Source organism: Chengkuizengella axinellae (assembly GCF_030730905.1).
GTDB classification, from domain to species: domain Bacteria; phylum Bacillota; class Bacilli; order Paenibacillales; family KCTC-33759; genus Chengkuizengella; species Chengkuizengella axinellae.
On the sequence record NZ_JAVAMP010000002.1, the window covers coordinates 713,467 to 737,013 of the forward strand.

The window sequence follows — 23,547 nt, forward strand, 5'->3', positions numbered from 1 at the left end:
TTCAGCGATCCTTTCTTGAGCGGATACATGATTTTGCTGTAGGTACATCATTCCCAACAATGAAAGCAATGCCAGATAGTATGAGTAATACAATCGTTAAACTTACTGGTGAGAATGGATGAATAAGAACAGAAGGACTTGCCCAAATCGCTAGTAATAAGAGTACTGGTAGTAAAAAACACTGTAATATTAGTAGTATTTTTTTCCGTCTAAAAACAAGCCACAACCCTCCAAATGTAATTTCAAGTAAACCAATCATTTGAATGGCTAATGCTTCATTAATGAACGTAATTGGCGAAACAGAACGAAGCATAGCTATTTCTTCAGGATGTTTTGCTATTAGTTTAGGTACGAGTCCTTGATATATCCAAATAAATGAAAATGTATAGGATAGTAACCAATATATGAAAAACTGTGCATATTGAACTTTAGGAGAAAGTCCTTTTTCGATCCATCGTTTCAACACATCAAAGCTTAATGCAGTTGCCCATCCTATTGCAGGGCGAAAAAGAAATTTATCAAACCATAATCCAAACCAGCCAAAGCGGACTTCATAATCGTATTGTGTAAGAAAACGAGTAGTTCCGGAGATTGGTTCATATTTCCAATACCCTTTTCCCTCTTTGATTAGAGAGATTTTCTGAGCGGTTCCAAAATGAAGGGAGGAGATTCTTGAACCGTCTTTCTCTTGGACATTGCTAACTGACTTACCCCAGCCAGTAATCGAAACCCCTAAACCAATATTAGTTTTATATAGAAAGGTTTGTGTTTCCTGTTCTTTTTCTGTGTATGTAATAGAAGAGAAACGTAAATCCCATTGTTCATGTAATTCAGGTGTCTGTGTGAATTCCCATACGTTTTCAATAGACGAATGGATTGGAAGTTCAACATAAATTAACTTTTTTTTCAAACTTTTCACCTCATCATTCATTGTATCATATTTAGATTGAATGGTATCTCTAGTCATGATCCTTCTTGAATTGGAATATTCTAAACTATAGAAATGAGAATACGGGGGATGTTTCTATGGAAGATCATTTCCAACTAAAAATTATAGATATTTTAAAACGAAAGTACTTTAACAAGACAAGCATTGCTGCAGGACATAAAGGATTGAATAGAGTTGTAACATGGGTCCATGTAGTTGAAGTGACCAATATACGGAAGCTATTAAATGGACAAGAATTAATATTGTCTACAGGTTTAGGTTGGCAAGAAAATGAAGCCCTCTTTGTTTCTTTTATACAACAATTAATAGAAGCAGAGACATCAGGTTTATGCATTGAATTAGGCACTTATACTTCAGTCATTCCTCAGAAAGTGATTGAAATCGCTAATGAACATCATTTTCCTATCATTCTTTTTTTAGAAGAAGTTCCTTTTGTTAAAATTACACAAGACATTCACTTTTTACTAGTTAATCAACACTATTTGGAGGAGAAAAGAAAAGCAGAGGAAAATAGATGGTTGAGAGAGTGGTTAGAAGGCAGTCATAGTGAACAAGAAATTCATGAATATTTGGTTGAACAGACTTCGCATTTTAAACTACAAGGTGGTGTAGTTTGTATATATAGATTTCAAAGTTATGCAAATTCAAACAGTGATCATCGTTATTTTATAATGATATGCAGAAGCGCTTTTGAGCAGCATGGATTTAAGCTGTATGCAATAGAAGAAAGAAACGCTATGATCTTCCTATTGGTTAATATTCGCAATGAAAAGGACTGGAAAAGTAGAGTGGAAGCTTCTATTTATTGCTTAAGTAAAACTGAATATATCAAAAATTCGAATACATTTAAACCTACGATCGGTGTAGGAAAGTTTATGAAGAAGCTATCAACAATGAACGAAAGTTATCAAACCGCTATGGATGCTGTGAGAATAAAATCGAGATTAACGAATGATATACAGAGCTATTTTTATGATGACCTACATATTTATCGTTTCATACTAATTCTTCATAAATATAGTAATCTTCAAACAACGGCACAAGAATATTTAAAGCCTATTATAGATTACGACAAGAAATACAATGGTAAATTATTAGAAACGCTAAAAATTTATTTGGCATGCAATGGTTCAAAACAAGATACGGCTAAACGTTTATTTATAGTAAGACAAACTTTATATCACAGAATGAATAAATTAAAAGAGTTGATAGGGGATCATTTTTTGAATCATGATACAAGGTTAGCCATAGAATTTATGATCTTGGCATTTGAATATTTGCAAAGTTCTGAAGATAGTACCAAATAATCACATACTTTCATTTATTTCACTCTATACCAATACTGATATACTTCCTTATATCCAATTTTAGAATATAACTTCAACGCAGGTTTATTACTTAATACAACGGCCAAATAACTGTATTTTGCACCATGCTCCTTTCCCCAATGCAATAAATTTAATATTAACTGTTCACCAAATCCTTGATTTCTAAATTTAGGCTCTGTAATGATATCATATAACCCTATGTAATCTCTTTCAATCACCCCTAATCCACAAGCTACGATTTGATTTTCATCATATAAAGAAATAAAGCACTTTTTGGTCACTATATTGGATAACATTTGCTTCATAGTAGTTTTATGCTTTTCTACAACTTTATTCATTTTACAAAATGGATCAATCCAAATATTACTTAACTCTTCCATAATTTCAACATGATCAATGGTAGGTTCTTTTATTGTATTTAGATCTAATGTCTGAATACTTGTTGGGTCAATCAAGGAGTAACCTTGCTCTTCTAATCTCTCATCTAAAAGATGTGGCTTTGAAAAAGGTGTGATTTTAAAGATTGTATTTAACTTTTTGGTTGAATAAATATGTTCACATTGTTTAATTTTAAGATTCAAATCGTAAGTAGAGTGTTGGAGAGTGTGAATACAATTTGCACGTTTTGTATATCCATTCGTAAAGCGTAAAGTCCATCCATCATAGTACATAGTTTGCAGAGCTGGCCACTGGTTCAAAGATAATTCCTCTATAAAATAGTGATTCATTGAAGTTCACTCCTATTTAATATTTGTATAATTATAATTAAAAAATAATATTTATTCAATCTTTTTTGAATCGAAAATGTTTTTTATCATTGTCACATTAAAAAGCCTATCTATTTTACACTATGTCTAATGAAAGGTTTTCCTAGATTAGAGATAATGAAAGTAAAGTTATTTTGTTTTTATTTTGGAGTTTGAAATAGGAGGTAGTCTGCATATGGAAATAATGAAAGATGAAACAGTACTGCTCAAAAATTATATAAATGGCAAATGGGTAGCATCACAATCAAATGAACGTTTAGCTGTTGAAAACCCTGCAACAGGAAATGTGATAGCAAATGTTCCGGTATCTACTAAAGAAGATGTAAATCAAGCAGTTCTAGCTGCAAAACAAGCATTTACGTCATGGAAAAACACCCCCGTACCAAAACGTGCACGTATTTTATTTAAATATCATCATCTATTAAGTGAAAATCATGAAATACTAGCCAAACTTATTGTTCAAGAAAACGGAAAATCATACAAAGAAGCTTATGGAGAAGTACAGCGTGGGATTGAATGTGTAGAATTTGCATCGGGAGCACCTACACATATGATGGGGGAGAGTTTATCAGGGATTGCCGAAGAAATGGATTCAGAAATGTTCAAATATCCGTTAGGAGTAATTGGAGGGATCACCCCTTTTAACTTTCCGATGATGGTTCCTCTTTGGATGTTCCCGTTAGCTATTGTTTGTGGAAATACATTTGTTTTAAAACCTTCGGAAAGAACTCCTCTATTAGCAAATCGAATTGTGGAATTATTTACAGAAGCAGGAGCACCGGAAGGCGTATTAAATATTGTTCATGGTACACGTCATGTAGTAAATGGTTTACTGATGCATGAAGATATAAAAGCGATTTCGTTTGTTGGTTCACAACCTGTAGCCAAATATGTATATGAAAAAGCGGCCTCTCAAGGAAAAAGAGTACAGGCACTTTCTGGAGCAAAGAATCATCATACGGTTATGCCCGATGCAGATATAAATAGAGCTGTTCAGCACATTTTATCATCTACATTTGGAAGTGCAGGGCAGCGCTGCATGGCATGTAGTGCTGTAGTAGTTATAGGAGAGAATGAAAGGTTTGTGGAATCTCTAAAGAAGAAGGCAGATGAGTTAATCATTGGAAATGGCATGGATGATGAGGTTTTGCTGACACCAGTGATTCGTAGATCTCATCGCGAAAAAGTACTAAATTATATTAAAAAAGGTTTAGAAGAAGGTGCTATGCTGCTTCGTGATGGAAGAAAAGAAATGCAGGAGATGAAAGAAGGGAATTTCTTAGGCGCAACAATATTTGATCATGTAAAACCAGATATGACGATTGCCAAAGAAGAAATTTTTGCTCCAGTATTAAGTGTGTTAAGAGCGGACAATTTAGATGAAGCATTATCGTTTATAAGAAAATCAAAATATGGAAATGGAGCAACCATCTACACAAAGGATGCAAGAGCTATTCGTCAATTTCGTGAAGAAGCGGATGCTGGGATGCTTGGCATTAATGTTGGCGTACCAGCTACGATGGCATTTTTCCCTTTTTCAGGCTGGAAGGATTCATTTTATGGTGATCTTCATGTCAATGGGAAGGACGGAGTCAATTTTTATACTCGTAAAAAAATGATTACTTCAAGGTTTGATTTTTAATCATGAAATGGGGGATTGTTTTGGGTCAAAGGAATCAAGAGTCAGAAATTGAAAAAATGGATAAACAATACGTTTGGCATTCTATGAAACCTTATAATCCTGATGCCACAATGGTAATCGAAAAAGCTAAAGGGGTTTGGATTACGGATCATACTGGAAAAAAGTACTTGGATGCTATGGCAGGGTTATGGTGTGTTAATGTGGGTTATGGTAGACAGGAGTTAGCTGAAGCGGCTTATGATCAGCTTAATCAATTGGCTTATTATCCATTAACTCAAAGTCATAAACCTGCTATAAAGCTAGCAGAAAAACTAAATGAAATGTTAGGAGAGGAATATGTTATTTTTTTCTCCAACAGCGGTTCAGAAGCAAACGAAGTCGCGTTTAAAATTGCTCGACAATATCATCAACAAAATGGAGAGCACGCTCGTTATAAATTTATCTCAAGATATCGTGCTTATCATGGTAATACAGCTGCTTCACTTGCAGCAACAGGTCAAGCTCAGCGGAAATATAAATACGAACCATTAGCAGCAGGGTTTGTCCATGTTGCTCCACCTGATATGTATCGGATGAAAGAAGAAGCTGACAAACCAGTTCAATTGAATTCAGTAAAAGCGGTAGATCATGCAATGACATGGGAGTTAAGTGATACTGTTGCTGGAGTCATCATGGAACCAATCATAACAGGTGGAGGTGTACTCATTCCGCATCAAGATTACATGAAGGGTGTAAGTGAAGTGTGCGAGAAGCATGGCGCACTTTTGATCGTAGATGAAGTTATATGTGGATTTGGAAGAACCGGTGAAACATTTGGTTATATGAATTACGGTGTGAAGCCAGATATGATCACGATGGCTAAAGGGATAACCAGCGCATACTTACCATTATCAGCAACTGCTGTGAAAAGAGAAATATATGAAGCTTTTATGGGTTCAGAGGAATATGATTATTTTCGGCATGTAAATACGTTTGGAGGAAACCCAGCGGCCTGTGCACTTGCACTAAAAAATCTTGAAATTATGGAAAAAGAAAATCTGTTTGAGCGATCTAAAGAGGTTGGCAATAGATTATTAAGTGACCTTCAAGGTTTGTTGCGAGAGCATCCATTTGTGGGGGACGTTAGAGGTAAAGGATTGTTAATTGGGATTGAATTAGTGTCAGATAAAGAAACTAAAGAACCATTAGAAGTTGGATTAGTAAATGAAGTAATAAGTATTTGCAAGAAGAACGGATTAATTATAGGGAAAAATGGTACCACTGTTGCGGGTTATAATAATGTGATTACTTTGTCTCCACCTCTTACGATTGAAAAAGAAGACATAGAGTTTCTTATCAAAACTTTAGTAGAGGCTTTTCAAGAAATAACATCAGGTGATTGAATTTTTAAAATTTTCATAATGGAGGGGGAGCCCCGTCTATCAAAGGCAAGGCTCCTTTTCTATTCTTTTAGTCAGATCTCTATAATGATCTAGTTACAACGGTTTAACTGGTAGATAAATATCAATTAAATGTTTCTTTTCTGGATGTGTGTTTGGATCATTTAAATACTTTTCAAAACTTGCTCCATCATCAGGCTGATATCCACTATTAGGCAACCACTCACCATATAAATACCTCCACGCATGTCCATGTTGCTCACCATTATTTATCGAGAAATGACCAATTGCATATTTCCCTGCAGGAATAGACATTTTACCAAATTCACCATCTACGGTTGTATCTTTTGGAACAGCCATACATACACTTGTTCTCAACCTATCCTCATTTGTTATTTCATGGTTGTCATGATAGATCGTTAAAAGTTTGATTCCTCCATGATTTACGATACCTTTTGCTGAAGCCCAAGTAATTAGTCTACCAAGCATATTCTGAAATACTTTTCCAAATTCTGAATAGGCCCCTACATGGCGTAAATAAATTACAGTCATTTCTTCACAATCAACAACGTCTACTTTACATTCCATTTTCATTTTGTTGTGCCTCCAATCATTTGTTTTATCATCTTTATTGTATCCTGCAGGCACATTCGGGACTTTTCTATTCTTGCTTTCCGTTTGTCTTTTCTTGCTATAAGTTAATCTGTATTCTGTTGCACTCATTCCATAACGCTTTTTAAATGAGCGGGCGAACATCGCCGAATTTGCAAAACATAAATCTAAAGCAATATCTGTAATTGTTTTATGGGGCGCATGGAGCAAATAGCTTGCTGCTTTTTCAAGTTTCAGTCTATTGATGTAATGATAAAGTGTTTCGTTCATGATGCTCCCAAATATTCTATGGAAATGATATTTCGAGAACCCTGAAATTGTGGATAGATCATCTAAAGTAATTACAGTATTTATATTTTTTTCAATATAATCTTGAACTAAGTTAATTCGTGAAATATATTCTTGATGTACTAAAGGACTTTTATTACGATCCATTATTCAAACCTCCATTTTGCAAATGCTCACTAAATTATTCTATCATTTACTAAAATGAATCGCTTTTCTAATCTTGCTAAAAATAAAAAACAAATGAAAAATGACCCCGAAAGAATTGAATTCTTAACAAGGTCATTTTATCATTTTACTTATTATTTTTTGTTTACATACTCTTTTATCATCTCTTCACTGACAACCACTCTAGTAGGAGATATTCCCTGTTTAGCATGCTCGTTGATTTTATTTGTCCAATGATTAATTTTTTCAGTAGAGTAGGGTTTTCCCTCTTTACATAATAGAACAGCTTCATCAATGGCTTGCTCTCGCAGTGAATCCAACTTCTGGAACTGTACTAGATGTTTATGTAATTTATTCGTATGTGCAGTTAAAGCTTCTCTTGTATCCATACCCTCTGTCCTTTCATCAAGATGTCTTTTTATTTCCTCTATAATATTTCCCGGGCGAGCGCGGAATTCGATGTGAATCGTGAGGAGTCGACAAATTAGTTTTTCGAATTCAAATTCATATGATTTTTATTGACGAATAAACGAAATATCATACCATTCTTAACATATAATACAATGCAGTAGGAAATTTTAAAAGGAAATATTCTTCTTTAATGGGCGAAATATGATTTGAATCTTATCTCTCCAACTCAATGTACTCTCTAAGCAGTTTCCATTCATTATCTTCTTTTTGCCATATTAGCATACATTGTGCTCTGTATGGTTTTTCATTGATCATATTTGTTTCTCTACCTACAACAATCAATTGTTTTCCATCTTTTCGTTCGGTTATGGCACTAGGTTCAAAGCTTTTTTTTGCATTGCCATACTGCTCTAAAACATTTTGAATGTTGTAATCATATCGGTATTGCATAGGGATATCAAGATCTGAATGTGCCCAATGTCCAATAAAACTTTTTGACATATAAGCTCGAATACCTTCTTCACTTTGACTAACAAACGCATCATTCCATGTACGGAAATAATCATCAATAATTTCTTTGATTTCTTCCATTATAATCCTCCTTGTTGAGCTTTATAAAAATATATTTCTCTATTAATTCTGGGAAATCCTTCCGTTGTGATTTAACAAATTAAAACATCCTATAAAATTGAATTGAGTTAACTAGTGTTAATGAATTCATTCAACCATTAAGTAATATTGAAATAAGCCACAAGATGTTATAATTTATTTCTAAGGAAAGTGTGTCAAACGACGTGTAATCAATATAGTAATAAATTGAAAAGAGGTGAAGCTTAGATGGGACAGAAAAAGACAGAATCAAATTTTCTACTGTTTTTATTGATCACTTATCTTCAACATCAAAAGAGGAAATCAGGTAGTCTAGAGAAAGTTCAATTATTAAAAGATGCTGTATTGTTATGTGAAAAAGATATTTTGACTCTAGCACATCATCATATTCATCATTACCTAAAAGAAGATATGCAAACAAAAGGTAAAGAGATCGAAGCTTCATCTGATTTCATTCCTTTATATGATTTTCAAAACAACCATTTTGCTTATATGGTTCCTTTAGTGGAAGAAGGAGAGATTGGTTACATCGTTGTTGGAGCGATTGAAGATGGATATGATTGTTACGAGGTATTTATCAAAGAAAACATTGTAAAGGAAATAAAGTCATTCATGTTTTACTTAAGTAAATCTTCCAATTTATCCACTCAGTTAGTGTATTTACCTTCAACGAGTTATGTGATCCAGTTAATAAATGATCAAGGTATTCCTCAGAAATATTTTGACATTTCATATCATTTAGGACTTGATGATGAAATAACAGATGATATTCATCATTATCATGCTGAGATTGGTCTTGAAAATCTATATAAACATATTAGAAAAGATGATAACAAGAAACGAATCAACAATATTTTAGATAGACATGGAAATGAAACTTCAGATCATGAAATCGATGAGGTGATGTTGTCAACCGAACGAAATTCAAGATCTTTTGTACCAATATACAATAACAATGTATATAGTTATGGTGGAAATCAAACTTGGTGGAAAGATGAAGGAAAGTCTATAAAAAGTATACGAGGCTGTGGACCTGTAGCAGCTGCAAATCTAACATATTATTTATCCATAATAACAAACCCAACTCAATATGGGGAACTTTATGCTGATGAAACTTCAAATTATCACGAATTCATGAAACATATGGATGTTCTTTATGAGTATATTGCTCCAAGAACATATGGAGCAGTAAGTGTTTCAGAATTCGTGGCAAATGTGGAGCAGTATGCTTCAGATCGTGGGGTTTCATTGCATGCGGTTTGGAGAGAGGCTTCTTTTACAGTTGAAAGTACGGCAGAATATATAAAGGAAGGGCTCAATTTGAATTCCCCAATTGCAACTCTGAATTTATCTATACCTAAAATAACAGGATACCCATATCAATGGCATTGGATGACGATCACAAAATATTGGAACAAAAATGAGGATAAATGGATTGTGGTATCTACATGGGGTCAAAGAAGAATCATTAATTATAATCAACATTTAGATGCGATCACTTCTTTTTTATCCGTTGGTGGAGGGTTTATGTATTTTAAATAATGGTGTATTTCTAAAGATAGGAGGATATAGATGAGCATACAATATCATATAGATGAATCTTTCATTCAAGATTTAAATAAGGCTATTAAAAAAGTGAAAATAAAAAGTTGTGTGATGATAAAAGATGGATCAATGATATATGAATATCATAAAAATAGGAAAGTTAGAGACAATCTACAAAAAGTCAATTCATGTACCAAAAGTATTGTGTCAGCATTAATTGGGATAGCTATACAAGAAGGTTATATTTCAAGTTTAGATGAAACACTAGAACATTATTTTCCTAAAATCATAAATAAACAAACAGATAAGCGGAAAAAAGAGATTACAATTGAACATTTATTAACAATGACAGCTGGTTTCGACTGGCCAGAGTTTGGTGAGTGGGATTCTTTTGCTCCTATGGTCTACAGCAATGATATTGTGAAGTTTGTAATTGATAGACCTCTCATTGATGAACCTGGTATAAAAATGAACTACAATTCGGGTTGCTCTCATCTTCTTACAGCGATTTTGCAAATAGCAACGGGGTTAAAAGTATCTATTTTTGCTGAAAAATATTTGTTTGATCCTCTTGAAATGAAGTATCATTGGTTTGAAGACAATAAAGGGATTAACCATGGTGCTGATGGATTGCGGTTAACTCCATATGATATGGCTAAATTTGGTCAGTTGTACTTACAAAAAGGGATGTGGAATGCCAAACAACTTATTCCAGAACAATGGATAAAAAGATCAACAGAGCCAAAATACCTTACCTATGATTTTATTGGTCATTATTCATATCATTGGTGGGTCAAAAACATAGAGTCAGATAACAGTCATTTATCAGCTGACAATCGTTTCTTCTTCGCACTCGGTCATGGAGGTCAATACATTTGTATTATTCCTCATGCAAATGCAGTAGTAGTGTTTACTAGTGATATGTATAATGATTCTTTAAAACCTCTTGAATATATTGAAAAATTTATAATCAAGTCATTCAGTTATTGTTGAATAACATAAAATTGTACAATCCTTCATTTTTCATTTCTTTATAAAACTTTTTTAAAACACAGTTCGTTTTACTAATTGAGTGAACATCATTGCTGGCAAAAGCAATATCAAAATTTTAGAAAAATGAATTGTTAGCAGATAACCTAAAAAAGAATGGAGAGAATAAAAATGAAGAACACAAAAAAAGTCATCGCAACAGTGTCATTATCAGCACTATTACTTGGAGGGGGATTAACCGCGCTAAGTTATGATACGTTTGCTGCTAATGACAGAACAAATTCTAAATCAGTTGAGATATCACAAAATTCAATCTTAAAAGCAAGAACACTTTCAGATTTTAGCGAGATTCAATATAAAGATTTAACTTTTGGTGAGTTCTATGGTGGGTTTAGTATTGATTATAATGAAAATAGTTCAATAACATTAACTAGTTCAACAGGGAAATCCATTGTTGTAGATCATGAAATCTTTAATAAATATTCAAATGAAGATCTATTTGAACCCTTATTTGAATTGGACAACGTAGCGGTTTCAAATGAAGAGATACAAGAGCTTAAAAGAAAAGAAGCTTCAATCATCCGAACAGATCCATGGGTAATGATGTATAATGAAATAGAAAGTAAAAATATTGATACTGAAGGTAAAACTTTTGGGCAATTGTATGATAAAAGTGATTTGAAAAAACTGGAATCACCCGATGAAAGCAAATATTTGTACTATGCTGAATACTATGGTCTAGAATCAGAAAATAAAACACCGGATGAAATAAAGGATGAGGTTCTAGCTATTAATGCGACCTTAAAACTTAAAGAGGAATCAAGAGATCTACCTTATGATCCAAATTGGTTAATTGAAGAAGAAAAATGGTGGATTGAAATATATGGAAGTAGCCCAGTGAATCAGTAAGATTGGGATCCGTTAAATATAGATTAGAACAAAGGTGAGACCTAAATAGGTTTCACCTTTTTCATTGGATTCTTTCCTCTATACGTGATATATTTCTAAGTCAGCTTGGGCAGTCCCCATATGGCTTCTCGATGTTTAAGCTTGTCTTGTATTAAAGGAGATTACTTACTCCGTTCTTTCACCAAAACCTATAAAGTTTCCATTACAATCTCTAATGTGAAATTCCTGCATGCCGTACCAAGTCGTATATAATTCTCTTACGATTTCTACTTTCTCACGTACCTCTTCATAATACGCTGACACTCCTTCTACTTCTAAATAAAAACATGCTGACACTCCAGCCGAACTTTCTTTAAAAGCAGGTACATCCTCAGCGATACTATCGGGTGTTTGTAACATGATTTGTATGCCATCTCTACTCATGATCGCAAAAACGTATTTTTGATCCGTATTTATTTCATTTGTAGTTTTTTGCTTGTCATCTACTACCATTTCAAGTTGAAACCCTAAGATATCTCTATAGTACACGATGGAATTACTTACATCTTCTACAATAAAATTTGTTGTAAATTTTTTTAATTTCATATTGAATTAACTCCTTGGATTCATTTATTTTTGATATCGATCACACATTTTACTTGCAAGCTGAAAAATTTCTTGTTTCATTTTTGGAGGTTCCACAACCTCTGCATTTAAACCAAGTGAGTAAAAAAAATGAACAGAATAGTCCCATTCTGAAGCAGGGCACATATAATCAACTTCCCATTCATCTTCAGTAATATTTTTAACAAGATGTCCAATATGAGGGTCTTGTTCAGTCATTAATGCACCTTTATAATTTAGTTTTACGATAACTCGTGTAGGTGGTTCAGTATTTTTTGTTCTTTTTAAATCATCTACTAAATCAGGTGGGTTAAGACTAGTTGATTGAATGACTTCAATTTCACCAAAACGATCAACTCTAAAGGTTCTGTCTTCTTGATGTATTTCAGAATAGGCTTCACAATACCAAAAACCATGTGCGGTATAAACACGTCTAGGAAAGATCTGCAGCCACCGAGTATGGTTTTTTGAACGGTATAAAATGTTTAACCATCTAGATTCTGTTGTGTATTCTAATAATGACGTTAAATATGGGGTCGTATAGTTTCGGCTCGGAATTTCTACCTCTACATGGTTAAGTAATGGGTCAACTTGTTGTAAAGTCTCATCAGGCAGTATAGCTTTGATCTTATCAATGACTGTCCATCTCTCTTGGTTAAAAGGGGTGTCAGGTATTCTTGTCATGGCTTGTAAAGCGAACAGTATGGTTAAAGCTTCTTTGGAGTCAAACTGAAGAGGGGATAATTGATAACCCTCCATTAAACGAAATCCTCCATTTGGACCTGTCATCGAGTATATTGGAATACCCATCTCAGAAAGGGATTGCACATCACGTAAAATTGTTCTTTTCGAAACTTCAAATTTGTCTGCTAATGACTGTGCAGTTTCTGGTCTTTGCTGAAGTGCGATGAGAATTGCCATAATTCTATCGGTCCTTTTCAACGTCTCACCTCCTAATTCTGTAAACATAATAACATTGTATTGGTGACATTATGTTTGTCACTAATTATAATTAATAGTTAATTTTTTTTGAAAAATGTATTCTAGTATATTGGACTGATTTCTTCTTGTTTATAAATACAACAAAATACTATCAATTCTTATAATATAAAGTGTTATAATGGGACTTATTAGAGTTTACCATAATTTGTGTGTGATTAAACATGTTTCAAAATGCATGTTCGAGGAACTCATCAATATAAACAGCGGAAGATAATTGCTAAACAGAAAGGTGAATGAAGTTGACTAGTCAAAAAAATTTTATTGCTGATATTTTGAAAATCATAGGTTATTTATGTTTTAGTTTCGGATTTATTCTTTGGATTGCTATAACAATTGAGTTTGGAATATTGATAGGAATAGATGTGATGTTGGGTTTTGGTGTTTCTGGTGTGTTATTTTTAGCATTTTCAGAAGTGATTAAACTTCTACAAGGAATCTATAATCAGGGAGAGATTAAATTAGGCAATGCTCCATTAGATTCTACTTCGCAGGAAAGTGAAAGTAAACTACTTTCTGAATCAGAGTTGCAAAGTAGATCAGTTAACACAAATAACGTCTATGAAGTTACAAATTCAATGGTATGGCCTTCTGACGCAGAAGAGATTACGGGGTTTTATAAAACAAGAGGTATGAAAATAAAAGAGATCTTATCCACCACCAAAGAAAATTATTATATGGTACTTTTTGAGGAAGGTAGCTCAGAGGTAATATTGTTAGGTGGCTCTGTTCCTAAAGTAATTGAATCATTAAAGTAGTATTAACTAAGCATTGTAAAATCCAATTTGAATATTAGAAAGGAGCCTTGGGATGGCTCCTTTTTTGGCGTTAATCACTTCAAATTATCGCAACTTTCTCTCCATTATCACGTAATAGAATTTAAGAGTAGATGGAAGTAAATAGAAAACAATAACAAAATGATGACATATGAAGAAAACAACCTAAGAGATAGTTATAATGATGAGATATACATAATTTGAACTATTATCAGAAAGTGAGGTGGATTTTATTGGATAATATTCAAAAAGAACCGATGATTTTTGATATTCATGTCACAGAAGGAACTCACTATGAGGTAGGTAAGCAACGGGCGATTACATTTAAGGAATATTATTCAGAGGATATTTCCTACTATACCACTCCAATGGAAGGGAGGGATTATCTTCCTGCTGCAGAGGCTCATAAAAGGATGATGATGATTGATAGAATATGCCCTGGTTTTACAGATGAAATACAGGGGTTTGCTGATGAAGTAAATATAGAAGCAGAAAAAATCTTATGCTACGTAAACTCGTTCCATGACTCACCGAATTGCTGTCAATTTGCTGTCCTTCCTTCAAATACAAGTAATGGACATTTTTATGTGGGTAGGAGTTATGAGTATTTTGTAAGGGACGAGAGAAGTTTGTGTATAACTCGTGTAAAAGGAAAACCCAAACATATGGGGTTCTCGTTACAAAATGCAGGTCGAATGGATGGTATGAATGAATATGGACTCGTAGTTTCTATGTCAAGTACCGCGTATTTAAAACCTCTGGAGGGATTCGGTTGTGAGTTTTGGATTGCCATTCGAGCCATTTTAGACCGCTGCAAAAATGTATATGAGGCTCAATGTCTGCTTGAAGAAATACCATTATGCACGAATGCGAATATTTTGGTAGCAGATACCTCTAATCATGTTGCCATCTTCGAAATTGCCAGCTTTTCCGAACAGAAGAAAAAAATAAATGTGCGGAAACCAGTTGGAGACCTAATCGTCTCAACCAACCATTATGTAAGTCACGAAATGAAAGAATTCGATGAATATCATTTATGGAATTCTGAAATTCGTTATTCTGCCGTCTGGAATACACTGTTACGGGAATCACCAAACCTTGATCATGATAAGATTAAACACTTACTTACAACAAAATATCCTTTTGGTCCATGCTGCCACTTTTATTCTAGTGGAATGGGTACGCTTAGAAGTATGATATTTGATATTACGGAAAAGAAATTGAAGGTAAGTCTTGGCCCGCCAGATATGAATCCATGGTATGCTGTTGATTTTGATGAGCCGGTAGGAATGAAGGAAATTGTTTGTTCGTATGAAGATGTCATTATCGATAGTCCAGAACAATTTTGGAGAGAAATGTAATATATGACCATTTAGAATTCTTCCATCAAATTTAAACAAAAAATCAATTCATAAATTTCATTATAAACCTGAAAATAGAGGAAGACATGATTATCATTACATAGATTATGGGGAAGTTAATTTATTTGATTCTAGAGAGCTTGAAGATGAACTGTCAACGATTTCAAACAATGTAGTAAACTATTGAGTTTTATGGATGAGTCAGTTTACTCCTGAAAGAGCGATGAAAGAAATTAAGAAGAATGGTGACAAGGCATGGATTGAAAAAATCTGGTTAGAAGATTACTAGAAAGAATTTCAATAATCAAAATGAATCTTAAATAGTTTAAATTCCTTAGAACCTTTATGGGGAATTTACTATTAAATAACTAGTTCTATAAATGTGTATAAAGGATAGGAGAATTCAATTGAAGGCTTATTGGACTAAAAGATTTAAAAATGAAGGTATGATTTGGGGAGATCAGCCTAGTAAAACAGCTGAAATAGCCAAACAATTGTTTGAACAATATGAAGCGAGAAAAATATTAGTTCCAGGCGGAGGTTATGGGAGAAATACTAAACTCTTCTCTGCCTCTGATTTTGAAGTAGACGCAATAGAAATTTCAGAAGAAGCGATTCATATTGCTAAGGAGTGGGATAAGAAAACGCATTTCTATCACGGTTCAGTATTTGAAATGCCATTTTCATTTGAATTGTATGACGCCATATATTGTTATGATGTCATTCATTTGTTTTTAGCAGAAGAAAGAAAGCTTCTAATTGATAAATGTTTTAATCAACTCAAGGAAAATGGTTATCTCTTTTTCACTTGCTTTTCCGAATTAGAAGATGACTTTGGAAAAGGGAATCAAGTAGAAGAGAATACTTTTGAAAGTAAACCAGGAAAAATAGTTCATTATTTTACAGAAGAAGATTTAAAACATCATTTTAAAGAGGGTCATATAATAGAGACAGGTATAGTGGAAGATACATTATATTATAGTAGCGGGGATATACGAAAGTATTATTTAAGGTATATTTTTGTAAAGAAATAGAATTTAAAAGAGAAGGTTAGGTCTTATGGAATTAAGAAGAAAATATATTTTTTCAATCAGTTTAATTATTCTAATTTTTGGTTTAATAAGAGTGTATTTTTATGTCCAAAATGATCAGTATGAAGATATAATACTAACAGATCAAATGATGAATGAGTTTAGACAAATAGCATGGTCTACTCTTGATGCTAGTGAAAAAGAATATGTAATAATAGAACCTCATGAGGCAGAGGTGGAATTGATTCAATTAGATCAAAGTTCATTAATACACCCCAAATATAAAAAAATTAAAATAGGTAATAAGGTGGACATTCAAGTGGATCAAATAGCTGAAAAGAAGTTAATGAAAATGAAATCTGAAGGAAAAAGTGCTGTAAAAGTGACATTAACTACGAAGTTTGATTCATGGTTGGGTTCTTATACAGTAGTAATTGATCCTAAATCTAGATATGCAGTAGGTTTTTACCCATTATTATAATAAAATTGAATCCAAAACGCCTGATGATATCAAGATTCTCTTTCTTGATAAAACACTAACTTAGAAAGGACATTTCAATGTATTTAAAAGAAATTATAAAATTAAATGAAAAAATAAAACATCAGAACCAATATCCATTTAACATTTCAACTATAAAAGCACTAGATACACTACATTTAACGAAAAACGTCACTTTTTTTGTAGGGGAAAATGGTTCTGGGAAATCTACATTGCTTGAAGCCATTGCGTATCAATGTGAATTTAATACCGCAGGTGGCAGTAGAAATAATGCGTATGAATTAGATTCTTCAGAAGCAAAGTTAGGGGATTATATTCGACTGTCATGGATGCCCAAAATGAACAGAGGTTTTTTCCTTCGTGCTGAATCATTTTATCATTTTGCTTCCCACATTGATGAATTAGCTAAGGAAGACCCAGGCATATATCATGCATACGGAGGAAAGTCCCTTCACGAACAATCACATGGCGAATCGTTTTTATCTTTATTCAAAAATAGATTTGGACAATCGGGCATATATCTTTTAGATGAACCAGAAGCAGCTCTGTCCCCAGCAAGACAGCTAGCATTTTTAAGTATCATCCATGAATTACAGAAACATGCTCAGTTAATTATCGCAACACACTCACCCATTTTAATGGGTTATCCAAATGCAGAAATCTTCAATTTTGATGAATTTCCTATTAAACAAATCAAGTATGAAGATACAAGTCATTATCAAATTTCTAGAAGGTTTTTGGAAAACCGAAAGAAAATTCTTAGAGAGCTGATAGATTAAGGAAAGAGAATGGAATTTGAAAAGAAAGAAATATGACGGAGGTTTAAATGTTGAAAAAGAAATCAGTTGTGTTTGGATCCCTAATACCAGTATTCATATTCGGATTTATAATTTCCTTAAATTCTGATGAGTTTGATTCTAAATTCATGATGGGAGAACCGTTTCATGTTGATGGGCTAAATACAAATGAATCTACAATGATTATGGATTATGTTTATGATGATGTTACTGGTGATGGGATTCTCGATGATGTTATTCTTGCAGGTAGTAAAGATACTCCTGATTCTCTTTATTCTTATGACGTTAATATTTTTGTAAAAGATGGACAGACAGATTCTTATTTAACCATCACTTCTACTGATGAATATTATCCAAATGGCTTTTCAGGTTATATTTCTAAAATAGATTTATATGATTTTACAGGAGATCAAGTAAAAGAAGTGTTGTTAATTGTAGGAACGGGCGGCACTAAGTCTGGACCCCGTGCTTTTATTTCAAGTTTTAAAGAAAGGAAACCTGTTGTTATTTTTGGTATGGAAGAAAATAGGGGAATTGATTTTGAGGGTGAGTATATCGATGGTTTTAAAGCGAACTTGATTTCATCAAAATTAAATAAAACGATAACACTAGATTTAAGTGCAAGAAAAGAGGAATATATAGAAAAAGGTTGGTATAACTCAGCTGGAAAACTATTATACAGTAATGCGACAGCTGAAACCTATGGTTTTTTTGATGTTCAAGTGTACGATTTTGAGTTTGATGGAGTGATGGATTTAAAAACTTCACAGTTCATTGGTGGTATTCCTGCTGAACTACTTTCAACATTGGAATCAGTATGGAAATATGAGGATTCTGAGTGGGTAGTCGTTCGAGCAACGTATACAACTCATTTGGTGGATGAATAACATGTAAATAGAGATTAATAATAAATTAGCTCGGAGAATAGAATTTGGATATGACCTATTGGAGTATTTAATGAGGTGGGGTTTAATGGAATTCCTATTACTGTTTTATATGTTGTTTTATCACTTGTTGAAATGGTTGCTTTTTGATACAGACAGAGAAAAATTAACTGAAATACCAAATGTTCAGGACGACTATCTTCTAGGAAGAGTAGTCATTTCTTTTATTGTTTTTGTTGCTCTTATTGTTTTGATTATGATTCCATCTCATGAACTAGTATATAAATGGTCTATCTTCATTATGTATGGGATAGTGTTGGGATATCAGACATTTATGGAATGGAAATATTTAAAAAACTCCAAAGAGTATGTCTGTTCTCTTGGTTTTCTGCTAGTAGGTCTGGGTTCTCTTTTTGCTTGGATATGACAAAAGATAGCATCTAAATAAAATAAATGACATTTGCTAGACAGGAGAAAAAGTTATGGAACATAAATTGAAACGATTGTCTGAGAAAAATCTTAATGAAAGCACAAAATTATATATTAATGTGTTTAATGGTGAACCATGGAATGATGGATGGAAAGAGGAAGATGCGAGGGAACGTTTATCTGATCTGTTTTTTCATCAACGTTTTTGGGGTATTGGAATATATGATAGAGAAAATAATATAGTTGGTTTTATTTTGGGATACACTCAAAAATGGTTAGATCAATATCATTTTTATTTGAATGAAATGTGCGTGAAACAACCACTGCAAGGTAAAGGAATTGGTGCAAAATTATTAGCCTCATTAGAAATTCATTGTAATAAAAATAATATAAATCGTATATATCTGTTGACAGCTAGAGTTGGACAGGCGGAGGCGTTTTACAAGAAAAATGGTTATTATGTAAGTCCTAAGATGATTATGATGTCAAAAAGATTAGAGAATATTTAATCTCTATATTTATAAAGGTAGGAAGGTTAATGAAGTTAAAATTAAAGATTATGATCATGCTTATGGTGATTGCTTTTCTTACAGGTTGTATTAAAGAAGTAGATTATTCTAAAGAAATGAATGAATTGACTCAAATGAATAATCGTCTTATTGAAGAAAATGAACAATTGAAACTTGACCTTGAAGAATCAGATAAGAAAATTTCTAAATTACAACATGAATTACAATGGATTAAAAAAGAAGATTTTGATTCTTTAGATCAACTTGATTCTATAAAAGTAGATATTTTTAAAATGACTTGGTCCCCTGACAAACTAAATCTTGCTTTTGTAAAAGGAAATAATGAGAATGGGCAAATGTACTTATGGAACAATGAAGAGAATGTCCATAAAATAATAGAAGGTGTAAACGATCTAATAGCAGAATTTATTTGGTCACCACAATTGATTTGATTTTATATGATGTTGAAAAAGATCATGAAATCATGATTAAGCAGGGAACACCCGACTACTATTTCATGCCTTTGGAAGAAAAGGAAGATGGAACAATCATGTATAGGAAAATATATTTTGACATCAATATTGAAATGGAATTGCATGAATATAAATATGAATTGATAAAAAGCATAAATTGAAAATTTGAGAGAGGTCTTGATATGGAAATGTATTTATATCATTATTATGAAAAATCTCAAGGACCATTTAAAAGCTTGTCTGATCTGAACATGCAAGAAGCTGAACAAATACAAAATCTTATTAGAAAAGAAGGTACACTTTTTGCGAGTAATAGATCTGAAAATTACATACAAATTCGTTTTGAATTAGAAGCATTAGCAAGAAGACTATTTATAAAAAAAGGGGGTAAACCTGTTAATAAATCCCCACATTATATGACATTGGGAGCATGTCCTTGGATTAAAACTTGGTATGTAAGTGGAGAAGAAATAAAAATAAATGTAAATGAATTTGAACCAAAAACAATTAGCTTTACTTACGGTGACTTGTTTCCAACTATGAGATTTGATGATGATAAGTCTTATCGTAAGATGATTTATACATTAGAAGAAATTGAAGAAATCATTGAAATATATGGATTGCCACAAGAATGGAATGAGGATGGTGCAAAAGGACCTGAAAGATACATTGAGGTACAAATATGGGATCATAAACCTCTAACAAAATATGAAAATAATATATTAAATTAAAATGATATAGTCAAAACCAAGCATTTGGAGGAAATATCATGAAAATCACTTTAGAATTGATTAATGAATTAGATTTTTCAAAAATAGTTGATATTGTAAACGAATATGATTCTGATTTTTTGGTTCAATGGGCAGGATTGACTTATAAATATCCATTATCTGTTGAGCAAATGGAAGAGCATTATAACCGAGGAATAAACACTAAAGAAGGTAATGCTTATGTATATAAAATTAAAGATACTGAGTTAGGACGTTTTATAGGTTCAATTCAATTGGCAAGATTTGATGAAGCAAAGAAAGAAGCTGTCATTGGTAGATTTATCATTGATAATAAATTCAGAGGCAAAGGTATAGGACAAGCAGCACTTAAACATCTAGTTAGACTTGGATTTGAACAATTTGAATTAAATAGATTGAAACTTAATGTTTTTCATATCAATAAGGGTGCAATAAAGTGTTATGAGAAAGTAGGTTTCCAACAAATAGATGTAAATCCAAAATTGTACAAGTCTAGTACTGGTGAGTGGTGGGATCAAATTCAAATGCTTTTAAGTAAAAAAGAATGGATACATAATCAAAAGAAATGACAAATAAGGTGTGTTTTTTGTGAACTAACATAACGATAGGCGGGAAGACAAAATGGGAATGAATAAGATGAAAGATTCAAATAAAGATATAATATTGGACAAGTTGTCAATGTTATATCATATTCCAATCACAAACATTAAAAAAATAGGAGGGTTTGAGAATACTGTCTATGAATTAAATGATAAAAAGAGGGATTTTATCATCAGATTAACAGATTCTTCACATCGTTCTATGGAAATGATATGTGCAGAGTTAGATTGGATCAACTATCTACACAATCATGGTGTATCAATAGCAAGGTCAGTAGCTTTTACAAATGGAAAATTAGTAGAAATAATAAAAAATGCAGATAAAATCTTGTATGTCACCACATTTGAGAAAGCAGAGGGAGGACATCTTACAGAAAAAGAGTGGAATTTTGATGTTGTTCAGAAATTAGGTCAAACGCTAGGGAAGATGCATTATTTATCAAAACATTATCAACCCACTCAGCAAGTTCAAAGACCACAATGGTATGATAGTGAATATATTCAAGAAACAATAGAGACCCTGCAAGAATCTGAAGAAGTATTGCTTAATTTTAAAGAAGTACTCGATCAGTTAAAAGAACTTCCCCGAGACAAAGATTCATTTGGATTAATACATGCAGATCTTCATTATGGCAATTTCTTTATAAACAAAAATGAAATAAAGGTTTTCGATTTTGACGATAGTGTATATAAATGGTTCATTTATGATATTGCAATTATCCTTTTTTATTCAGTATGGCTGCCTTGGATTGAAAAAGATAAAGAATCTATTGCCAAAGAGTTTTTGGAACATTTTTTATATGGATATGAACAAGAAAATCACTTGGATCTATTCTGGTTTAAAAACCTCAACCTTTTCTTGAAATATAAAGAAATTGAATTTTATACTTTACTCAAAGAGATAGAGGAAGACGATTTGTATGGTTGGGAGAAGGAATTTATGAAAAACAGAAAATCTTTGATCGAAGATAATATTCCACATCTTGATATAGACTTTCAAAAATTAGTAATGGAAAGGAATTGAAGTGACTTGCATCTGGATTCATTATTTAATAAACCTATTTTATCTCAGGTTGACTTAGGAGGTCATGCCAGTCATGTTTGGTTAGTTAAAACCTTGGATGAAGAAGTGGTTGTAAGAGCTTCAGGAGTGAACGATGAGATTGAAGTCCCTTTTCTAGATGCTTGCAGACAATTATATGGAACTTATATTAACAATACATTCGATTTAGAGTTTATAAACAAAGAAATTGAAAGTTTAAGTTCGATACCAATACCACAGGTATTACGTAAAGGAATGGTAGATGGTTTTCAAGTGGTTGTTGTAGAGAGAATGAATGGGAGTTCCTTTCAATTTCCAAACCAGCCTTCATTAATGTTAGAGAGATTTGGGGAATCCTTAGCAAAAATACACAGTAAAAAGTTTAAAGAATGTGGGAATGTTATAGGGACTTTCAGATATCCTGTTGACCAATTCCATAAACGTTTAATTGAAATAATACAAGTTATAGTTGAGAAACACTACAAAAATGAGAAACAAATTAAACTAGAATTTAAAACAATGCTTGAAATCTTAAAACAACTACCGTCACCTAAATATGCATCATATATCATGGTTGATATGGATTCAAGGCAGTTATTGTCAAATGGTCAGCAAATTACAGCTATTGTAGATACTGAGGCATATGTAATTGCCCCTAGAGAACTGGATCTGATTTCTTTAGAATGCAGCTTTGATTTAAATGCGGCAGCTGCTTTTAAAAAGGGTTATGAATCTGTATTAAGTTTTCCTGATCTATCTCCATATCGAGAAGTATATCGCTATTTTTATAGATTATTGCAAGTAAAAGGTCCCATTGATTATACTGATTGGATGTCAAAACCATCTTACTTTGAACAGAAATAATCAAAGGGATGATATTGAAAAAAATAGGTTTTATTCTGATTTTTCTTTCATTTTTTTTTACGGGCTGATTTTTATCGTTCCTTTTGTAAATATAACCACAGGGTTTAAAGCAGCAGTAACAGGTGGCCTCATCATTGTTGGTGAAGTGTCATTTTGGGTTGGGGGATTGATATTGGGTAGTGAAGTAGTAAAGAAGTATAGGTCATTTTTTAATACAGATGCTTAGAGTGAAATATGTGAAGGTTAAGGATTGAAAATAATACTATGTAAATTTCCTTTAATAAACAATGCATACATAGAATGATAATTCAGTTGCGTATATAATTAAAATAACACAG

Annotated in this window: 28 protein-coding genes; 21 read left to right on the top strand and 7 right to left on the bottom strand. The window is 32.6% G+C overall.

Annotation, left to right across the window (positions count from 1 at the left end):
* Position 1: 1 nt before the first annotated feature.
* Positions 2–910, bottom strand: a complete 909-nt coding sequence (locus Q5Y73_RS09030; protein WP_305991535.1) for a DoxX-like family protein — start codon at positions 908–910, stop codon at positions 2–4.
* A 116-nt stretch (positions 911–1,026) separates the two neighbouring features.
* On the opposite strand from Q5Y73_RS09030, the gene Q5Y73_RS09035 reads away from it, so the two are divergent.
* The gene (locus Q5Y73_RS09035; RefSeq protein WP_305991536.1) at positions 1,027–2,256 is read left to right on the top strand and encodes a PucR family transcriptional regulator; all 1,230 of its coding nucleotides are present in this window, start codon (positions 1,027–1,029) and stop codon (positions 2,254–2,256) included.
* 14 nt (positions 2,257–2,270) lie between these two features.
* On the opposite strand, the gene Q5Y73_RS09040 is transcribed toward Q5Y73_RS09035, so the two are convergent.
* A complete protein-coding gene (locus tag Q5Y73_RS09040) occupies positions 2,271–3,005 on the bottom strand; it encodes a GNAT family N-acetyltransferase (protein ID WP_305991537.1) in 735 nt (244 codons plus the stop codon).
* 214 nt (positions 3,006–3,219) lie between these two features.
* On the opposite strand from Q5Y73_RS09040, the gene Q5Y73_RS09045 reads away from it, so the two are divergent.
* Both Q5Y73_RS09045 and Q5Y73_RS09050 read left to right on the top strand, forming a co-directional pair.
* Positions 3,220–4,686 (top strand): CoA-acylating methylmalonate-semialdehyde dehydrogenase, encoded by a 1,467-nt coding sequence (locus tag Q5Y73_RS09045; protein ID WP_305991538.1) that lies wholly within the window; start codon positions 3,220–3,222, stop codon positions 4,684–4,686.
* A gap of 20 nt (positions 4,687–4,706) precedes the next feature.
* Positions 4,707–6,068 (top strand): aspartate aminotransferase family protein, encoded by a 1,362-nt coding sequence (locus Q5Y73_RS09050; RefSeq protein WP_371320175.1) that lies wholly within the window; start codon positions 4,707–4,709, stop codon positions 6,066–6,068.
* Positions 6,069–6,161: 93 nt separating this feature from the next.
* On the opposite strand, the gene Q5Y73_RS09055 is transcribed toward Q5Y73_RS09050, so the two are convergent.
* The 3 genes from Q5Y73_RS09055 to Q5Y73_RS09065 form a co-directional block, all read right to left on the bottom strand.
* A complete protein-coding gene (locus tag Q5Y73_RS09055) occupies positions 6,162–7,112 on the bottom strand; it encodes an AraC family transcriptional regulator (protein ID WP_305991540.1) in 951 nt (316 codons plus the stop codon).
* Positions 7,113–7,264: 152 nt separating this feature from the next.
* On the bottom strand, positions 7,265–7,519 hold the full coding sequence (locus Q5Y73_RS09060) for a DUF2533 family protein (protein ID WP_305991541.1): 255 nt from the start codon (positions 7,517–7,519) through the stop codon (positions 7,265–7,267).
* Positions 7,520–7,754: 235 nt separating this feature from the next.
* The gene (locus tag Q5Y73_RS09065; protein WP_305991542.1) at positions 7,755–8,132 is read right to left on the bottom strand and encodes a nuclear transport factor 2 family protein; all 378 of its coding nucleotides are present in this window, start codon (positions 8,130–8,132) and stop codon (positions 7,755–7,757) included.
* Between the two features lie 246 nt (positions 8,133–8,378).
* Here Q5Y73_RS09065 and Q5Y73_RS09070 point away from each other — a divergent pair, with 246 nt between their 5' ends.
* From Q5Y73_RS09070 to Q5Y73_RS09080, 3 genes are all read left to right on the top strand, one after another.
* Positions 8,379–9,692, top strand: coding sequence for a hypothetical protein (locus tag Q5Y73_RS09070; protein WP_305991543.1), 1,314 nt, complete (start codon positions 8,379–8,381; stop codon positions 9,690–9,692).
* Between the two features lie 30 nt (positions 9,693–9,722).
* Positions 9,723–10,688 carry a serine hydrolase domain-containing protein gene (locus Q5Y73_RS09075; protein ID WP_305991544.1) on the top strand — a complete coding sequence of 322 codons (966 nt, stop codon included), beginning with the start codon at positions 9,723–9,725 and terminating at the stop codon, positions 10,686–10,688.
* A 168-nt stretch (positions 10,689–10,856) separates the two neighbouring features.
* Positions 10,857–11,594, top strand: a complete 738-nt coding sequence (locus tag Q5Y73_RS09080; protein ID WP_305991545.1) for a hypothetical protein — start codon at positions 10,857–10,859, stop codon at positions 11,592–11,594.
* A 165-nt stretch (positions 11,595–11,759) separates the two neighbouring features.
* On the opposite strand, the gene Q5Y73_RS09085 is transcribed toward Q5Y73_RS09080, so the two are convergent.
* On the bottom strand, positions 11,760–12,179 hold the full coding sequence (locus Q5Y73_RS09085) for a VOC family protein (protein WP_305991546.1): 420 nt from the start codon (positions 12,177–12,179) through the stop codon (positions 11,760–11,762).
* A 24-nt stretch (positions 12,180–12,203) separates the two neighbouring features.
* Positions 12,204–13,139 carry a helix-turn-helix transcriptional regulator gene (locus Q5Y73_RS09090; protein ID WP_305991547.1) on the bottom strand — a complete coding sequence of 312 codons (936 nt, stop codon included), beginning with the start codon at positions 13,137–13,139 and terminating at the stop codon, positions 12,204–12,206.
* Positions 13,140–13,438: 299 nt separating this feature from the next.
* On the opposite strand from Q5Y73_RS09090, the gene Q5Y73_RS09095 reads away from it, so the two are divergent.
* The 15 genes from Q5Y73_RS09095 (at position 13,439) to Q5Y73_RS24815 (ending at position 23,435) form a co-directional block, all read left to right on the top strand.
* Complete coding sequence (locus tag Q5Y73_RS09095) at positions 13,439–13,954, top strand: hypothetical protein (protein WP_305991548.1); 516 nt, start codon at positions 13,439–13,441, stop codon at positions 13,952–13,954.
* Between the two features lie 251 nt (positions 13,955–14,205).
* Complete coding sequence (locus tag Q5Y73_RS09100; protein WP_305991549.1) at positions 14,206–15,333, top strand: C45 family autoproteolytic acyltransferase/hydrolase; 1,128 nt, start codon at positions 14,206–14,208, stop codon at positions 15,331–15,333.
* Positions 15,334–15,740: 407 nt separating this feature from the next.
* Positions 15,741–16,367, top strand: coding sequence for a class I SAM-dependent methyltransferase (locus tag Q5Y73_RS09105; protein ID WP_305991550.1), 627 nt, complete (start codon positions 15,741–15,743; stop codon positions 16,365–16,367).
* Between the two features lie 25 nt (positions 16,368–16,392).
* Positions 16,393–16,845 (top strand): hypothetical protein, encoded by a 453-nt coding sequence (locus Q5Y73_RS09110; protein WP_305991551.1) that lies wholly within the window; start codon positions 16,393–16,395, stop codon positions 16,843–16,845.
* Positions 16,846–16,922: 77 nt separating this feature from the next.
* Positions 16,923–17,642 (top strand): AAA family ATPase, encoded by a 720-nt coding sequence (locus Q5Y73_RS09115; protein ID WP_305991552.1) that lies wholly within the window; start codon positions 16,923–16,925, stop codon positions 17,640–17,642.
* A 50-nt stretch (positions 17,643–17,692) separates the two neighbouring features.
* The gene (locus Q5Y73_RS09120; protein WP_305991553.1) at positions 17,693–18,547 is read left to right on the top strand and encodes a YybI family spore inner coat protein; all 855 of its coding nucleotides are present in this window, start codon (positions 17,693–17,695) and stop codon (positions 18,545–18,547) included.
* 85 nt (positions 18,548–18,632) lie between these two features.
* Positions 18,633–18,971: a DUF4181 domain-containing protein gene (locus Q5Y73_RS09125; protein WP_305991554.1), complete on the top strand. Its 339-nt coding sequence runs from the start codon at positions 18,633–18,635 to the stop codon at positions 18,969–18,971.
* Positions 18,972–19,026: 55 nt separating this feature from the next.
* On the top strand, positions 19,027–19,482 hold the full coding sequence (locus tag Q5Y73_RS09130) for a GNAT family N-acetyltransferase (RefSeq protein WP_305991555.1): 456 nt from the start codon (positions 19,027–19,029) through the stop codon (positions 19,480–19,482).
* Positions 19,483–19,511: 29 nt separating this feature from the next.
* A complete protein-coding gene (locus Q5Y73_RS09135) occupies positions 19,512–19,934 on the top strand; it encodes a hypothetical protein (RefSeq protein WP_305991556.1) in 423 nt (140 codons plus the stop codon).
* Positions 19,913–20,116 carry a hypothetical protein gene (locus Q5Y73_RS09140; RefSeq protein WP_305991557.1) on the top strand — a complete coding sequence of 68 codons (204 nt, stop codon included), beginning with the start codon at positions 19,913–19,915 and terminating at the stop codon, positions 20,114–20,116. The genes Q5Y73_RS09135 and Q5Y73_RS09140 overlap by 22 nt, the downstream gene beginning before the upstream one ends.
* 21 nt (positions 20,117–20,137) lie before the next feature.
* Entirely contained in the window at positions 20,138–20,686 is a 549-nt protein-coding gene (locus tag Q5Y73_RS09145) for a hypothetical protein (RefSeq protein ID WP_305991558.1), read from the top strand.
* Between the two features lie 38 nt (positions 20,687–20,724).
* Entirely contained in the window at positions 20,725–21,273 is a 549-nt protein-coding gene (locus tag Q5Y73_RS09150; RefSeq protein WP_305991559.1) for a GNAT family N-acetyltransferase, read from the top strand.
* Between the two features lie 58 nt (positions 21,274–21,331).
* Positions 21,332–22,327 carry a phosphotransferase enzyme family protein gene (locus tag Q5Y73_RS09155; protein WP_305991560.1) on the top strand — a complete coding sequence of 332 codons (996 nt, stop codon included), beginning with the start codon at positions 21,332–21,334 and terminating at the stop codon, positions 22,325–22,327.
* Between the two features lie 6 nt (positions 22,328–22,333).
* Entirely contained in the window at positions 22,334–23,209 is an 876-nt protein-coding gene (locus Q5Y73_RS09160; protein ID WP_305991561.1) for an aminoglycoside phosphotransferase family protein, read from the top strand.
* Positions 23,196–23,435 (top strand): transporter suffix domain-containing protein, encoded by a 240-nt coding sequence (locus tag Q5Y73_RS24815; RefSeq protein WP_371320176.1) that lies wholly within the window; start codon positions 23,196–23,198, stop codon positions 23,433–23,435. Before Q5Y73_RS09160 ends, Q5Y73_RS24815 begins: the two co-directional genes overlap by 14 nt.
* Positions 23,436–23,547 lie beyond the last annotated feature (112 nt).

Excerpts from the sequence above, each read along its gene's own strand:
- Q5Y73_RS09035 (WP_305991536.1), top strand. The coding sequence starts at position 1,027 with ATGGAAGATCATTTCCAACTAAAAATTATAGATATTTTAAAACGAAAG.
- Q5Y73_RS09040 (WP_305991537.1), bottom strand. The coding sequence starts at position 3,005 with ATGAATCACTATTTTATAGAGGAATTATCTTTGAACCAGTGGCCAGCT.
- Q5Y73_RS09045 (WP_305991538.1), top strand. The coding sequence starts at position 3,220 with ATGGAAATAATGAAAGATGAAACAGTACTGCTCAAAAATTATATAAAT.
- Q5Y73_RS09055 (WP_305991540.1), bottom strand. The coding sequence starts at position 7,112 with ATGGATCGTAATAAAAGTCCTTTAGTACATCAAGAATATATTTCACGA.
- Q5Y73_RS09060 (WP_305991541.1), bottom strand. The coding sequence starts at position 7,519 with ATGGATACAAGAGAAGCTTTAACTGCACATACGAATAAATTACATAAA.
- Q5Y73_RS09065 (WP_305991542.1), bottom strand. The coding sequence starts at position 8,132 with ATGGAAGAAATCAAAGAAATTATTGATGATTATTTCCGTACATGGAAT.
- Q5Y73_RS09070 (WP_305991543.1), top strand. The coding sequence starts at position 8,379 with ATGGGACAGAAAAAGACAGAATCAAATTTTCTACTGTTTTTATTGATC.
- Q5Y73_RS09075 (WP_305991544.1), top strand. The coding sequence starts at position 9,723 with ATGAGCATACAATATCATATAGATGAATCTTTCATTCAAGATTTAAAT.
- Q5Y73_RS09080 (WP_305991545.1), top strand. The coding sequence starts at position 10,857 with ATGAAGAACACAAAAAAAGTCATCGCAACAGTGTCATTATCAGCACTA.
- Q5Y73_RS09085 (WP_305991546.1), bottom strand. The coding sequence starts at position 12,179 with ATGAAATTAAAAAAATTTACAACAAATTTTATTGTAGAAGATGTAAGT.
- Q5Y73_RS09110 (WP_305991551.1), top strand. The coding sequence starts at position 16,393 with ATGGAATTAAGAAGAAAATATATTTTTTCAATCAGTTTAATTATTCTA.
- Q5Y73_RS09115 (WP_305991552.1), top strand. The coding sequence starts at position 16,923 with ATGTATTTAAAAGAAATTATAAAATTAAATGAAAAAATAAAACATCAG.
- Q5Y73_RS09125 (WP_305991554.1), top strand. The coding sequence starts at position 18,633 with ATGGAATTCCTATTACTGTTTTATATGTTGTTTTATCACTTGTTGAAA.
- Q5Y73_RS09130 (WP_305991555.1), top strand. The coding sequence starts at position 19,027 with ATGGAACATAAATTGAAACGATTGTCTGAGAAAAATCTTAATGAAAGC.
- Q5Y73_RS09135 (WP_305991556.1), top strand. The coding sequence starts at position 19,512 with ATGAAGTTAAAATTAAAGATTATGATCATGCTTATGGTGATTGCTTTT.
- Q5Y73_RS09145 (WP_305991558.1), top strand. The coding sequence starts at position 20,138 with ATGGAAATGTATTTATATCATTATTATGAAAAATCTCAAGGACCATTT.
- Q5Y73_RS09150 (WP_305991559.1), top strand. The coding sequence starts at position 20,725 with ATGAAAATCACTTTAGAATTGATTAATGAATTAGATTTTTCAAAAATA.
- Q5Y73_RS09155 (WP_305991560.1), top strand. The coding sequence starts at position 21,332 with ATGAATAAGATGAAAGATTCAAATAAAGATATAATATTGGACAAGTTG.